This window comes from Asaia sp. BMEF1 (assembly GCF_051628905.1).
In the GTDB taxonomy this organism is placed as follows: Bacteria; Pseudomonadota; Alphaproteobacteria; order Acetobacterales; family Acetobacteraceae; genus Asaia.
Window position 1 is genome coordinate 145705 of sequence record NZ_CP157575.1, and the last position, 14319, is coordinate 160023.

The 14319-nt window shown below is 59.7% G+C and carries 12 protein-coding genes; 8 read left to right on the plus strand and 4 right to left on the minus strand.

Going from position 1 to position 14319, the window contains the following annotated elements; genetic code table 11:
* Position 1: 1 nt before the first annotated feature.
* From ABHV46_RS00605 to ABHV46_RS00620, 4 genes are read right to left on the minus strand one after another with little or no spacing between them, the layout of a single operon-like run.
* Positions 2-1237, minus strand: coding sequence for a D-alanyl-D-alanine carboxypeptidase family protein (locus ABHV46_RS00605; protein WP_438382273.1), 1236 nt, complete (start codon positions 1235-1237; stop codon positions 2-4).
* Positions 1238-1246: 9 nt separating this feature from the next.
* Positions 1247-2113 carry a septal ring lytic transglycosylase RlpA family protein gene (locus ABHV46_RS00610; protein WP_438382274.1) on the minus strand — a complete coding sequence of 289 codons (867 nt, stop codon included), beginning with the start codon at positions 2111-2113 and terminating at the stop codon, positions 1247-1249.
* Positions 2100-3101, minus strand: a complete 1002-nt coding sequence (locus ABHV46_RS00615; protein ID WP_438384479.1) for a lytic murein transglycosylase — start codon at positions 3099-3101, stop codon at positions 2100-2102. Before ABHV46_RS00615 ends, ABHV46_RS00610 begins: the two co-directional genes overlap by 14 nt.
* 50 nt (positions 3102-3151) lie before the next feature.
* The gene (locus ABHV46_RS00620; protein WP_336945371.1) at positions 3152-3601 is read right to left on the minus strand and encodes a hypothetical protein; all 450 of its coding nucleotides are present in this window, start codon (positions 3599-3601) and stop codon (positions 3152-3154) included.
* 508 nt (positions 3602-4109) lie between these two features.
* Between ABHV46_RS00620 and ABHV46_RS00625 the strand changes: the two genes are divergently transcribed.
* The 8 genes from ABHV46_RS00625 to ABHV46_RS00660 all read left to right on the plus strand — a co-directional run bounded on the left by ABHV46_RS00625 (position 4110) and on the right by ABHV46_RS00660 (position 14303).
* Complete coding sequence (locus ABHV46_RS00625) at positions 4110-5138, plus strand: LacI family DNA-binding transcriptional regulator (RefSeq protein ID WP_438382275.1); 1029 nt, start codon at positions 4110-4112, stop codon at positions 5136-5138.
* A 334-nt stretch (positions 5139-5472) separates the two neighbouring features.
* The gene (locus tag ABHV46_RS00630; RefSeq protein WP_438382276.1) at positions 5473-6924 is read left to right on the plus strand and encodes an MFS transporter; all 1452 of its coding nucleotides are present in this window, start codon (positions 5473-5475) and stop codon (positions 6922-6924) included.
* A 76-nt stretch (positions 6925-7000) separates the two neighbouring features.
* The gene (locus ABHV46_RS00635; protein WP_438382277.1) at positions 7001-7795 is read left to right on the plus strand and encodes a 2-keto-4-pentenoate hydratase; all 795 of its coding nucleotides are present in this window, start codon (positions 7001-7003) and stop codon (positions 7793-7795) included.
* A gap of 32 nt (positions 7796-7827) precedes the next feature.
* Complete coding sequence (locus tag ABHV46_RS00640; protein ID WP_438382278.1) at positions 7828-8751, plus strand: 2-hydroxyacid dehydrogenase; 924 nt, start codon at positions 7828-7830, stop codon at positions 8749-8751.
* A gap of 83 nt (positions 8752-8834) precedes the next feature.
* Positions 8835-10244 (plus strand): carbohydrate porin, encoded by a 1410-nt coding sequence (locus ABHV46_RS00645; RefSeq protein WP_438382279.1) that lies wholly within the window; start codon positions 8835-8837, stop codon positions 10242-10244.
* A gap of 10 nt (positions 10245-10254) precedes the next feature.
* The gene (locus ABHV46_RS00650) at positions 10255-11232 is read left to right on the plus strand and encodes a LysR family transcriptional regulator (RefSeq protein WP_438382280.1); all 978 of its coding nucleotides are present in this window, start codon (positions 10255-10257) and stop codon (positions 11230-11232) included.
* A 75-nt stretch (positions 11233-11307) separates the two neighbouring features.
* Positions 11308-13314, plus strand: a complete 2007-nt coding sequence (gene denD / locus ABHV46_RS00655; RefSeq protein ID WP_438382281.1) for a D-erythronate dehydrogenase — start codon at positions 11308-11310, stop codon at positions 13312-13314.
* Positions 13311-14303, plus strand: a complete 993-nt coding sequence (locus tag ABHV46_RS00660; RefSeq protein ID WP_438382282.1) for a hypothetical protein — start codon at positions 13311-13313, stop codon at positions 14301-14303. Before denD ends, ABHV46_RS00660 begins: the two co-directional genes overlap by 4 nt.
* Positions 14304-14319 lie beyond the last annotated feature (16 nt).

Here is a 14319-nt window from a genome sequence, read left to right on the forward strand (position 1 = left end):
CTCAGCTATGCGGCACGGGTTTGGGGCCGTGGCCAAGGCGCGCCAGGGCCCGACCGACCAGACCGAGGCGCGGCACGGCATTGGCGGCGACCAGATCGAGACGGATATCGGGCATGCCCTGATTTTGCAGCACGAGCGCGCCGATGGTCTGGCCCGCCATGACAGGCGCGATGGCAGGAGACGGGTATTCGACGCTGATCCTGCTACGCTGCTGCCAGCCATGCGGGAGAGTCAGCACGATGTCGCGGGTACCGACCAGCGCGACCTCGGCGGCCTCGCCCATATAAACGGGCATATGATCGACCACCTGACCGTGGTGGAACAGGGTGACATTCTCGAAATTGGCGAAGGCCCAGCCGAGCAGGCGCTCGCCTTCATGGGCCCGTTCATTCATCGAGCTTGTGCCGTTGATCGTCATGATGATGCGTCGGCCATCACGCTTGGAGCTGGCGCAGAGGCCGAAACCACCGGCATCGGTATGGCCGGTCTTGAGACCATCTGCGAGGCCCTTATCGACCAGGACGTTGCGATTACCCTGTTTGATATTGTTGTAAGTGAACTCGGTGGCCGAGAAGAGATGATAGAATTCGGGGTAGTCGCGGATCAGATGCATGGCAACGCGGCTGACGTCGCGTGCGCTCATGTACTGCGACTCATTCGGCAGGCCGGTGCAGTTCATAAAATGGGTGTTGGTCATGCCAAGTTTAGCAGCGGTCTGGTTCATCAGATTGACGAACTGCTCTTCAGACCCGGCAATGCCTTCAGCCAGAACGATACAGGCATCGTTACCCGACTGAATAACCATGCCTTCAATCAGGTCGGATACGGTCACGCTCTGGCCGAGCGGCACGAACATCTTGGAGCCCTGGGTGCGCCAGGCCTTCTCGCTGACCGGCAGGGACTGGGTGAGCGTCAGATGCCCGGCGCGCAGCATGCCGAAAGTGACATAGGCCGTCATCATTTTCGTGAGCGATGACGGTGGCATATGCTCATCGGCGGCTTTTTCGAGAAGCGTCGCACCTGTGTCGAAGTCGATAATGCACGCCCAACGGGCAACCGTGTCGAGCGGACCGATCGGGGTGGTGGCAGGCGATGCGCTCGGCACGCTTGCCGCGCCGCTCGGCGCTGCAGAGGCAGCGCCCGCCGCCGCTTTTCCGCGTCGCGGGCGCGCGAAAGCGAACTGAGTTGAAACGGCTAACCCAGCCGCACCCGAGAGCAGAAAACGTCTTGTCCGCACGTCAACACCTTATTTGGCCACGATATGCGCGCCCGTGCCACCGCATTGGCGCGCCTGTGCTAATGCCCTATCCGCCTCAGGCACCGTTGTGAAGGGGCCGAGTGAAACGAGCCAGGGTAATGTTCCCGCACCACCCGCCTCCTGGGTTATCTCCGCGCCGCATTGCGCGGCAACGCGCGCAGCGGCGGCATGGCCCGAAAAACTGCCGAGTTCGATGCGGTAGAGCGGCGCCTCCGCCATGCCCTGCATGATTGTTGGCGGCATCTCAGGCAAAAGCAGCGTTCTGGCGCCTGTCTGGGTATCGCCCGATTTCATGCCCAGTGTGCGTGTGCTGCCGTCGTCAAGCGATTGGGCAACGATGGCCTCACGTGGCGCCGCAGCAATGTCAAGTTTCGGTGCCTCGGGATTGGAATCGGCAATCTGCCGACTGAGCGTCTCATCCTCGATGATTTCAACCGGGGTCGGGGCGTTGCCCATGCCCAGAAGGGTCGCAACGCGTGGCGTCACGGCCAGCATACGGCCCGCCGATGCAGGTCCACGATCGTTCAGCCGGATTTTCACGATCCGGCCATTGGCAAGATTACGCACGCTCACAATCGCCGGAAGCTGCAATGTCTGATGCGCGCCAGTCATCGCCTGGGCTGACCAGATCTCACCATCCGCAGTCAGACCACCCTTTGGGGCAGTCTGGATGACGGCAAGCCCTGTTTCCGTCACGCCGAAACGCTCGGCGGGATAGAACCAGGACTCGCTGCCTTGCCACGCCTGCCCCACGACATAGTGAGGGCTGGCCTGCCTGGCCGTTTCCTGATGGTGACACCCGGCGAGGCCGGTTCCTGCCGCTATAAAAGAAATGAATGCCTTAACCGATTTCATATCCGAGCAATCCCACACCGAGCGCGTAAAAATCTGACGGGTTATAGCGTCGGATCACATCGAAGTTACGATAAACCATAAAAGCTTCCGTGCCAGGCCCATCGGGACGCAGCACGGCGCCTGTCACATCCTGACGGGAGAGGGTCGAGCCATCTTCACGACGCACACCGAGCGCCGACCAGGCTGCGAGGGTCTGCTTGTTGCCACGACCAAGCTGGGTTTGGGGAATATCCTGCGTCAATTTGACCGGTTGCCCCCACGGCTCTTCTGCCTGCCAGCCGGAACCACGCAGATAATTGGCCACCGATGCGAAGACATCCTGCTCGCTTGACCAGATATTGCGCCTGCCATCATGATCGGCATCGACGGCGTAGCGCAGATAGGCGCTGGGCATGAATTGCGGCTGCCCCATGGCCCCGGCATAGGAACCGAGCATCGCTTCAGGTGCGATATCGCCATGGTCAAGAATCTGAAGCGCCTTGAACAGCTCGCCACGAAAGAAAGTGGCGCGACGCCCGTCGAAAGCGAGAGTAGCGAGTGAGTCGATCACCGAAAACGTGCCGATCTTGCGACCGAAGCCTGATTCCAGCCCCCAGATGCCCATGATCGCCCGCGGGTCGACGCCATATTGCGCCCCTGAAGCATCGAGAAGCTTGCCGTATTGCTGCAGGGCGGCCTTGCCTTGGCTGATGCGCGTGCCGCTGATGACACGCTCGCGATACTGCGCCCAAGTCAGGGTGAACTCGGGCTGATGCCTGTCGAGCTTGATAACTTTTGCGTTGGGTTCGGTCGTGAGCGCGAACGCGCGAGACAGCGTGTTTGCAGAAATGCCCTTGCTCAACGCCTCTGCTCGAAGCGTATGCAGGAAAGAAGCATAGCTACCATGGGCCGACGGCTTGGCCGTATGGCCAAGCGTTCGCGCAACGCCGCTCCCACAGAGAGCGGGAGAGGCCGCAGCAACCGCGGCCATTAACGAGCGTCGAGTCAGCACGATGTCATCCTTGCCTGTTCGGTCCTGATGCTGGCTTAAAGCCCGGCCTAGCGTCGCAGCGGACGACCTTCAGCGGCACCATGCATGATGAAGTGCAGGAATGGGTTGATCGTCAAGGGAATGTCCGGGTTTGCTGCGATATATTCCGATACGCTGAAAGAGCCGTTCGGGTCGCGACCTTCGAGATAGCCATGGGTCATGAAATGCTCGACCGCATCGATCCCGCACGCGCCGACATCGGGATAGGCTGCCAGATACCATGTGGCGTCGAAATAAAGCGCTTCTACCGGATATGATGAGACGGTTTGAAGGGCGTTTTCCACAAGCTCTTCGGGCGCGACCGGGTTGGGCGCCTCGTTCTGCTCGGGCGAGTGTTCTGCTGCCTGGATGGCCGGTTCCTGCGAGGGCAGCGGGGCCTCATTTTCTGCGACGATTTGCGCGGCAGCCGGTTTCTTCTTTCTCGCGGTGGTCGCTCGCGGTCGGACTGTTTTCGCCAAGAGTGGTTTCCCTAGATGCGATGAAAAACATGGTGGCTGATCGGCCATTCAAGGAGGAGAAGTCCCCGGAAGCCCATCGACGTTGACTGGATGATGTGGATCGAGATGGCTTTATATTGTCGTCCAGCCGCATTTTATACTTAAAAAAAAGAAAAAATAATCACATCGCAGCATTATGATGGGGATTGTGACATATTCGGGATTGGACCGATAGTGCCGGTTTTAGGGAGTGGCCTGAAACTCGTCCAGTGACAAACTATAAGCACGATTGAGGATTAACGAGTATTTCGTGAAAGAATAACGATGGCCTGGCTCGAGTTCTGGCTTTCTCACTGCAAAGCTTCTTGCTTACGATGTCCTAGCCTTGTCTACTGAGCGTGCATCAGTGCACGATCTTTGCGGCGTACCGCAGGGAGAGGGTAGGTCGTGCCCTGCTCTTGCATAACCTCGCTCACAAGCGATCTTGCCTGTTTATGCTCGGGCAATTCAGTTCAGATGGCACTATCGAATGAAAAAAGCCGCTTCTTCCTCTGCGGTCAGCCTGCTTGCCGTCGCGAAAGAAGCCGGAGTGTCGCGCGCGACGGCCTCGCTCGTTTTGCGCAACAGCCCGCTCGTGGCCGAGCCGACAAGGGAGCGGGTCAAGGAGGCCATGCAACGGCTCGGCTATATCTATAATCGCGGCGCCGCCAATCTGAGGCAGAACCGCACAGGAACCATCGGCCTCGTTCTGTCGAATATCGCCAATCCGTTTTTCAGCACGCTGACGGCGGGTGTGGAACAAAGCAATGACGTGTCGGAGGCGATCTGTCTGATTGCCAACACCGCAGAATCCCCCGAAAGGCAGGACCGTCAGATACGGCGCCTGCGGGAGCATAATGTCGACGGGCTCATCATCTGCCCCGCCATAGGGAGCGATCAAGGATTGATCGACGCGCTCGAACGGCTCGGCCTGCCCTATGTGCAGGTGCTGCGTGAGATTTCGAACAGCCAAGGCGATGTCGTGACCGCCGACTACGCTGCGGGCATCGAACAGGCGATAGCGCATCTCGTTGAGACCGGTCGCAGAAGGATTGTCTTCATCGGCTCGATGGCAATGCATTCTGCGGCATTGGCCCGTCTCGATGGCTACACAACCGCCGTCAGGCGTCTTGGGTTGACTCCGATGCCTGTCATCGCAGGGACACGCGATAATCGTTACGATGAAGAGGCGTTTGACCGTCTTCTCGTCTCGGGCAATCCCCCGGATGCTGCGATCTGCTACAACGACATTATAGCTCTTTCGCTTTTCCACCATTTGGGGCGGCGCGGCAGGATCGTCGGAGTCGATTTCGCGGTGATAGGCATGGATGATCTGCCTCAGGCCGCTGCGGCTTTCCCGTCGCTGACCACTATCGCAACCATGCCGCACACGATCGGTGCTGTTGCCGCAGGTCTGCTGCAACAGCGCTTGGCTCGACCAGAGCGGGCGTACGAGCGCCATGTGATCGCTCCCGAGCTTGTCTTGCGTGACAGCACACGAGGACCTGCCGCTCGATAATAACCGGTCAATCACATAAGAGTGACATTCGTATCACACAAACCATGTGACTTTTGTTTCGAATAAGCGTTTTGTTGTCATTACAGTTTGTTTAGATCTGCTCGTCAGGCTTCTTCCCTCCCTCGCCTTGTTGCGTCCCTTCTTTCTGAGGCGCAGTTTTCGGGAAGGCTTTTAGATCGATCTAATTACTCAAGCAGGGCCTGATTGCCTCAGGTCCAAGGCGGTTTGTGATGATGGTTGATACGGTTCTCACGGTGGTTCGGCGCTTCGCCTTCCGTTCACACGGCACTCAGATGCTTGTTGTTCCCCTTCTTCCTGTGACGGGGGTGAGGTCATGATCTCACTCGCCATGAACAAGGCGCAGGGTGGCCTGGGCGGTCAGAGCACCCGCGTTCCGGGCGGAGTTTCCGAGGGAGCCGCCGAAGTCGCGTCACGTCACGAAACGCCCGTGTCCGAACTTCCTGTGGCGGAACTGCGTCGTGCTGCCTGGACCTGCTCTATCGGCAGCGCGATGGAGTATTACGATTTCGCGCTTTACAGCCTCGCCTCGGCCCTGATCTTCGGCCCGCTCTTCTTTCCAAGCAATATACCCGGTCTGGGACTCGTCGCGAGCTTTGCGACCTATTTCATCGGATTTGCTGTGCGCCCGATCGGCGGCATCTTTTTCGGACGTATGGGCGATCGCTACGGACGAAAGAAAGTGCTGTTGCTGACCGTCACCCTGATGGGTCTGGCCAGCGCATTGATCGGCCTTATTCCGTCCTATGCCAGTATCGGCATCGCAGCCCCCCTGCTGCTGGTCTTTCTGCGCATGGCCCAAGGCTTTGGCGCGGGCGCCGAGCAGGCGGGCGCGGCTGTGATGATGACAGAGTCAGCGCCGAGAACGCGCCGGGGTTATTACGCTGCCCTGCCCTTTCTCGGTATTCAGCTCGGCACGGTCGCTGCTGGCCTGATCTATTATTCCATGCTGACCGGTGTGCCGGACATCACCCAGACCATGCTCTGGCGCGTCCCGTTCATCGGTAGTGCGCTGTTGCTGGTGATCGCGCTCTATATGCGCCTGCGTCTCAAGGAGTCGCCCACTTTCGCCAAAATTCAGGACGACGAGCGTCATGAAGAGGTGATGTCCATTCGTGAGACCCTCGCCAGCTCCTGGCGCCCGATCCTTGCAGGGCTCGGTCTGCGCATGGCGGAAAATGGCGGCTCTTCCATCTATCAGGTGTTGGCCATCAGCTATCTGGTGCACACGGTCGGCATGAGCAGCCAGTGGGGCACACTGGTGCTGATCGGGGCGGCTGTGGTCGGCGGGGTGACCATTCCGGTTGCGGGTTTGCTGAGCGACCGATTCGGTCGTGTTCGCGTCTATCGTGGCTTTGCCATTCTTCAGGCGGTGAGCGCGCTGCCGGTCTGGTATGTGTTCAGTCAGGGCAATCCTCTCGCCTCATCCATCGCCCTGTCCTTCGCGCTCGGAGTGGCGACCTGGGGTATGTTCGGCACACAGGGGGCGCTGCTGCCGGAGATGTTCGGACTGCGCCATCGTTACACGGCTGTGTCGTTCACCCGCGAATTCTCCTCAGTCATCGCAGGCGGCGTCTCCCCCATGGTCGGGCAGTTTCTGATCGCGATGTTCGCCCGCTTTCATATCGGCGGGGTGAGCAGCGGCAAATATGCCTGGATCCCGCTGGCAAGCTATGTCGTGTTTCTGGCCTGCCTCGCCATCGCCGCAACTTTTGCCATCCCAGAGACAAAAGGGCGCGATCTCATGGCGCAGGAAGACGCGCTGTGAGCCTTGCCGTGCCCTCCTGCCCTGATGTGCCACTGTCAGGGCCTCTTCCCTACCTCATACACAAGGCGTTGCCGTCATGAGTTATCTCGATTGCCCGAGTTCGGCGGGTAACGACCTTTCTGCCTTCGCCCATCGTCTTCTGGCCGTACGTCAGGGCGCGGCCCCTCTCGCGGGAGTTGAGCCGGCGCTCATGCCGCAGAGCGAGGCGGAGGCGTATGCCGTTCAGGATGAGATCGCTCACGCCCTGCGGCCGAGGCTCGGAGAGGTGACCGGGTGGAAGATCGGTGCGCCTTCTCATGAGGGGGTGCCTTTCGCCGCTCCTTTGCATGAAGCGACGCTTTTTTTTGGCGATACCCGCTTGCCGGAGAAGGCCTTGCGCCATTACGGCGTTGAGGCGGAGGTCGTTTACCGTTTCGCGCGCGATCTGCCGCCTCGTGAACGCCCTTGGTCGCTCGATGAAGTGCTGGACGCGGTGGACTCGGTACACACCGCCATCGAGATTATCGACACGCGGTTCGAGCGCCCCAACACGCAGCCGCGTCTTGTGCATCTCGCCGATCAGGGAAGCCACGGGGCCCTCATCATTGGCGAGGGTCAAACGGCCTGGCGCCGTCTCAGCCCCGTTTCGGAAACGGTGCATCTCGCTCTGAGCGATGGCTGCGTCATCGAGCATATCGGAGGCAATTCCGCTGGTGATCCGAGGCGTCTTCTAGTCTGGCTGGCCAACCATGCCAGCGCGCGTGGAATGCCCCTCAGGGCCGGAAGCGTCGTGACGACCGGCTCGATGACCGACACGATTTTCGTGCCGCCCGGCACGACAGCCACGGCACAGATCGCCTCTCTTGCCCCGGTAACTGTCATCCTCCCTTGAAACCGACCACACAACGAAAGGAGGCCCAGTCCATGAAGCCTCATCTTCTTCTGATCGAACCCATGATGCCCGAAATCGAGGCTGCACTCGATTCAGCTTATACAGTGCATCGCTGGCAGAGAGAGACGCTGCCCGTCGATGCGCCGATCCGCGCCATCGCAACTGGCGGTGGCACGGGCGTGCCGCGAGCGGTGATGGACGCTTTGCCTGCCCTTGAGGTAATCGCCATCAACGGTATCGGTACTGACGCGGTCGATCTTGTTGAGTGTGCTCGCCGTCAGATCGCGGTGACGGTCACACGTGACGTGCTGACTGACGACGTCGCCGATCTGGCCATGGCACTGATGCTCGCTTCCTTGCGTGACCTGCTGCCGGGAGATCGTCTCGTGCGTGACGGCCTGTGGGGCAAACAAGGTTTGCCGCTTGCTCGCAAGGTCTCCGGGGCGAAGCTCGGTATTGTCGGCATGGGACAGGTCGGTCGGGCTATCGCCCGTCGTGCGCAGGCCTTTTCCATGCAGGTGTCATATTTCAGTCGGCGCAATCTCGATCTGCCGTCTACCCCTTTCGTGAACGATCTCGTCGCACTTGCGGCGCAGAGCGATATTCTGGTCGTGGCGGCTTCGGGTGGGGCGCAGTCGCGCAACCTGATCAATCGTGAGGTTATCGAGGCGCTGGGGCCGAACGGGCTTCTGGTCAATGTCGCGCGCGGTACCGTGGTGGATGAGCAGGCGCTGGTCGTTGCCTTGCAGGAAAAACGACTGGGCCGAGCCGCCCTCGATGTGTTCGTCGATGAGCCCAATGTACCAGAGGCACTCAAGACCATGAGCAACGTCGTGTTGCAGCCTCACCGGGCCTCGGCCACGCTTGAAACGCGTCAGGCAATGGGCAAGCTCGTTATCGACAATCTTGCGGCGCACTTCGCTGGCCGCCCGCTGGTGACACCTGTGATCACCTAGCTTTGGGGGGGGGGTGACCCCAGGCGCTCTGGCCTCTCGGCCAGACGCCCTGACATAAAAATCCAATTCCGGGTTATCAGACGATGCCAGACAGGTTTTCCATCAGGGCCCTGACGATGCTCGGCGCCTTGTTCATGCTCGCGCCTGTGGCACGGGCGCAGTATCGCGGGCCGATTTCAGAAACGGCGCCGCTTTTCGCGCTCGACACGCCGACCTCTTACGCCAATACCCCTTTTACGCCCCCGGTAGAGAGCATGATTCCGGCATGGGACCGGCTGGTCAAAACGCTTAATCGCAGGGGCGTCGGTGTCGTCATCGACTACACGAGCGAGAGCGCCATGGTACTCAATGCCGGTCATGCAGGCGATGCTGGCTATGCCCATCAGATCGGGGTCGAGCTCGATCTCGACTGGTCCAGGCTGGTCGGGTGGCGGGGTTTCATCACTCATGCAGTCATCGTCAACCGTGCTGGGCACAATCTGGCCTCGGATCTCGGCGAGCGCTCCCTGAACGGGTTTCAGGAGATCTACGGCGGTGGAGGCAATGTCGGGGTGCATCTCGTCTATGTCTATGGCACGCAGGACTTGTTCAAAAATCGCGTGCAGATCGCGCTTGGCAAAATGCCGGTCAATATCGACTTCGCCAATTCGCCGCTGTTCTGCACCTTCATGAACAAATCGAATTGCGGCATACCGAAATCGCTCACGCGCACCGCGGCAGGCTATGGCACCTATCCGGGTTCGACCTGGGGAACAAGGTTGCGCTACTGGCCGCTTCACGGCGTCTATGTCCAGACCGGGCTTTACGGGGTCAATCCCTATCTCAATACCAACCAGTATGATCGCACCGGTTTTCGCATGGGGACCGAACTCTATACGGGTGTGTACATTCCGACCGAGATCGGTCTCATCCCTTCATTCGGAAGGAATAACCTCGTCGGGCACTATAAATTCGGCGTGGCCTATGACTCGTCCAATTATCGCGACCTGTATCGCGATATGAATGGCAATCCGGCTGCGGCTACCGGGTTGCCTTATGGCTGGACCAACGGCAAGACCCAGATATGGCTTCAGGGCGACCAGATGCTGGTGCGCAACGGGTCAGGCCCGTTGCATGGCCTTTACGTGCTGGCGGGCGCGACGAAGAGTCAAGGTGAGAACAGTCCCTATGACTGGCAGGTCTATGCCGGGATCGTCGATCGTGGGCTGTTCAAGTCAAGACCCAAGGATACGTTTGGCATCGAATGGTCGGAAACCTTTGCCAGCCGCGATCTCGTGGCATCGCAGTGGATCCGCTACCGGAAAAACCTTTCCCTGCCCGGCAGTGCGACCTACCCGCAAAGCCATCTCATGACATTCGAGGTGACGTATAATTTTCACGCCTTTCGCGGGGTGTCGATCCAGCCGGACTACCAGCATATTTGGCGCACCAATCTACAGGCCAACAAGCCACAGGTCGACGCGATCGGCCTTAAAATTCATGCCGTGCTTTGACAGACGTGAAGTGACAGAGACGTCGTTCGACGCCACCATCGGAATCATGACCGACAATCTGATATTTCGCCTCAAATTCAGGCAGTTGCTTTTGCTGCGCCAGATCGATCTGGAGCCCGCGCTCAACAGGGCGGCGCGTTCGCTCAATCTTTCTCAGCCGACGGCGTCGAAGCTTTTGCAGGATATGGAGACCGATCTTGAAGTGCAGCTTTTCGAGCGTCATGCCCATGGTCTTACCCCGACACGCGCCGGGTCGGTCGCTATCCGTCATGCGCGACAGATTCTGGCAGATCTGGGTCGTTTGCGCCACGATCTTCAGGCCGTTCAGCAAGGGCTGACGGGAACGGTGTCGATTGGGGCGATAAGCGCCCCTCTGCATGAGATTATTCTGCCCATACTCGCCGATCTGGCCGAGGCACAGCCCGATATCAGCGTTACCTTGCATGTGGATACCAGTCACGACCTGATGGAGATGATGCAGGCGGGACGTATCGATCTGGCAATAGGCCGCCCGGTAGAGGGGATAGCTGCGGATCAGTTGATCGTCGAGGAACTGGCCCCGGAACGTCTCGTCATCGTAGCAGGCGCACAGAATCCGGTTTTGCAGGATCCGCCCACGAGCCTCGCTCAGCTCACCGGGGCGCGCTGGATCGTTCACACGACGCCCAGCCCGATGCGTCAGGCAATCGAAGCGGCATTCACGATGGCGCGATTGCCTCTGCCGCTCTTCCCTGTCGAATTGACGTCCATCTATGCAACGATCGGGCTTCTACAGCGGTCGAGCCTTCTGGCGGTTTTACCGCGTTCGGTGTTCGATCTTTTTTCAAAGGCAGAAATACTGCGGGAATTGCCGGTTACTCTGCCTGATCTGCTCGCACCCTACTCTCTGATGCGCCTGCGTGACCGGCCTCTGACGCCCGCAATGGCCTATCTCTCGGACGAAATAAAGCGCCGGGCTATCGGGTTATCCGATAGCCTCATCAAGTAAGTCTCATCGACTTTATGCCTTCTCTCGTCCTTGCTCGGCGCATTGACCATGTAACGACGAGGGGGAAGAGAAATTATGCGTGTTCTCATCCTTGGTGCGGCAGGTATGCTGGGCCGAAAGCTGACAGAGAGTTTTGTCGAGAGACGGAACGGGTTATTTGCCGGACCTTCCCAACTCATTCTTGCCGACCTTGTAGCGCCTCCCTTAACTCAGGGATATGAGGGCACGAGTAGTTGTGTTGCCGCCGATCTCACAGTGCCTGGCACTGCGGAGACGCTGCTAGCAGAGCGGCCCGATGTCATCTTTCACCTCGCCGCTGTCGTATCCGGCGCTGCGGAACGGGACATGTCTCTGGGTTATCGGGTCAATCTCGATGCCACGCGTGCGCTTTTCGAAGCGATACATGTCCTGCATGAGCGTGAGGGCTATAAGCCACGTCTGGTCTACGCCTCATCCATCGGCGTTTTCGGGCGTCCGTTGCCGGACATGATCCCCGACAGTCAGATACCGACGCCTGAAAGCAGCTACGGCGTGCAGAAGGCGATGGTGGAGTTGCTGCTGAGCGATTATGCGCGCCGTGGCATTTTCGATGGCGTTGCTCCGCGCATGCCGACGATCTGCGTACGTCCCGGTGCGTCCAATGCCGCTGCCTCCGGGTTTTTCTCCAGCATCATCAGAGAGCCCCTGATCGGTCAGGAGGCGGTGTTGCCGGTGCCGAGAGAGACACGGCACTGGCTGGCCAGCCCGCGCGCTGCGGTGAAAGCCCTGAGACACGCCGCCGAGATCGACTACGAAACCATCCGTCATCGCCCAGTCTTCACCCTGCCCGCCCTGAGCGTTACGGTGGAAGAGCAGATCGAGGCGCTGCGCCATGTGGCGGGTAACCGGGCTGTCGCGCTCATTCGAGACGAGCCAGATCCTTTCGTTCAGCATTTCGTTTCGAGCTGGCCCAAGGCCTTCGACACGCATTGGGCGTTGAGCCTCGGCTTTATAGCCGATGACTCGTTCGAAGATATCATACGCGCGCATATCGACGACGACCTTGCCGGCAAGATCCACGATACGTCGCTTCCGTCTCCAGCGCCGGGTAGGGTCTGGGCCGCCCCTTCGACCCATGACGAAGCGCCCCAACGAGGCGATATTTTCCACCGCACACCGCCTTGGACGGCCAAGACCTGGCCGATCGCCGCGGCCATGATCCAGTACCCCCCAATCCTGCCCGATGGCAGTTCCGTTCAGGAGCAGAAAGCCGAGGGCTGGGCGGCGACGTTGGCGGAGGTCCAGCGTGCCGGGTTTACTGAACTCGATCCGACCGATTGCTGGTTGCGTGTGGCCGATCTCTCTGACTCTCGTCGGCTCGAGTTCCTGTCTGTCTGTGCCGATCATGGCCTGAGTATTCCAGCCATCTCGACGTCGCGTCGCTCGGTGATCGATCCCGATCCTGGAAAGGCCGATGCCGCTTTGGCTTATATTCATCGGGTGATCGATACGGCAGCAGAAATCGGTGCACGCGAAATTGCCGTCGGTTTTGCGGCTGCCCTGAGCGAGGCGCAGAGAAAAGCCCTCTGGTTCTGGACGGCGCCAGGTCATTGCGACCCTGATGACCCGGATGTCTGGAAAAGAGCCGTGTTGCGCATACGAGAGCTGGCCGATCATGCCCAGAGCGTCGGGGTCGTGCTTTCGCTCGAAATGTACGAAGACACCTATCTGGGCTCGGCGGATTCAGCTGTACGCTTCGTGCGTGACGTCGACCATCCTGCCTGCGGCATTAATGCCGATATCGGCAATCTGGTGCGGCTGCATCGCCCGATGGAGCATTGGCGCGACATGATGGTCAAGCTCGCCCCCTATCTTCGCTACTGGCATGTCAAAAACTATCTGCGCACAGAGGACGCGATGACAGGCATGGTGGTGACTGCGCCTGCCCCCATGGAACAGGGCGTGATCAGCTATCGCGCCGCCATCGCAATGGCACTGGAGCACGGCTATGCCAGCCCGTTTCTGGTCGAGCATTACGGCGGCGACGGGTTGAGCGTTGCCGCTCGCAACCGGGATTATATCCGCAGGATCCTGCCGCTATGACTTCTCCACACTATAACGAGACCTCTTTCCGTATGCGCTTCGACCAGAAGCTGGCGCGTATGAACGCGGGTACCGATGGCCCGGCCGACTTCATTATCGCTGATGCCAAGGATGCCGATATGGCGGGTGGCCTTTCGGCGCTCGGTAACAACCCGGTCACCCAACATCCGGCGACGCTCGCTGAATTCGACGCTGCAATTGCGGAAATCGTAAGTCAGGATCTCGTTGATATCCTGCTGGCTTCGGTATCGACGCTCGGGCGTCTCAGCAAGCGGGGCGTGTTCGAGGGAAGCGCGATCAGGCAGGCTGTAAGGCTCAACGACACGACGGATCTATGGCGTATACACGGCGCAGATTATGGCAGGCAGCCTTCCATTCCCTTCAGAACAGCTCGCCCCGATCTGTTGCCGGTGAAGTTCGGTCTCTATTCCATGACGTTCAGTGGAGACGCCCGCGAAGATGCCGATACGCTCTCCCGCTACCGCGATTTTCGCGCGGAAGCGCAGGCGACCGGAATTTCCCACTTTCTGGAAGTGTTCAACCCGACTCACCCTCTGCTCGACAAGGCCGATTACGGCAGCTTCCTCAACGATATGGTCAGCCGGGCTTTAGCGGGTATGCATGAGAGCGAACGCCCCGTGTTTCTGAAGCTTGCTTTCAATGGCGCTCACGCGCTGGAGGCATTCTGTCGCTACGACCCATCTCTGGTCGTCGGTATCATGGGAGGCAGCAGCGGCACGACGCGCGACTGCCTCGAATTGTTGCACCAGGCCCAGCATAGCGGTGCGCGCGCCGCGCTTTTCGGGCGCAAGATTCTCGAAGCAGAGCACCCGCCCGGCATGGTGGCGATGATGCGCGCTGTGGTCGAGAGGCGCCTCACCCCGTCGGAGGCGGTGAGTCTTTATCACGAGGAACTCCACTCGCGCGGCGTGGCGCCGAAGCGTTCGCTCGAAGCCGATCTGCAGGTCACGGATTACCTGCTGCAATAGGCCCGCCCGCGTCATC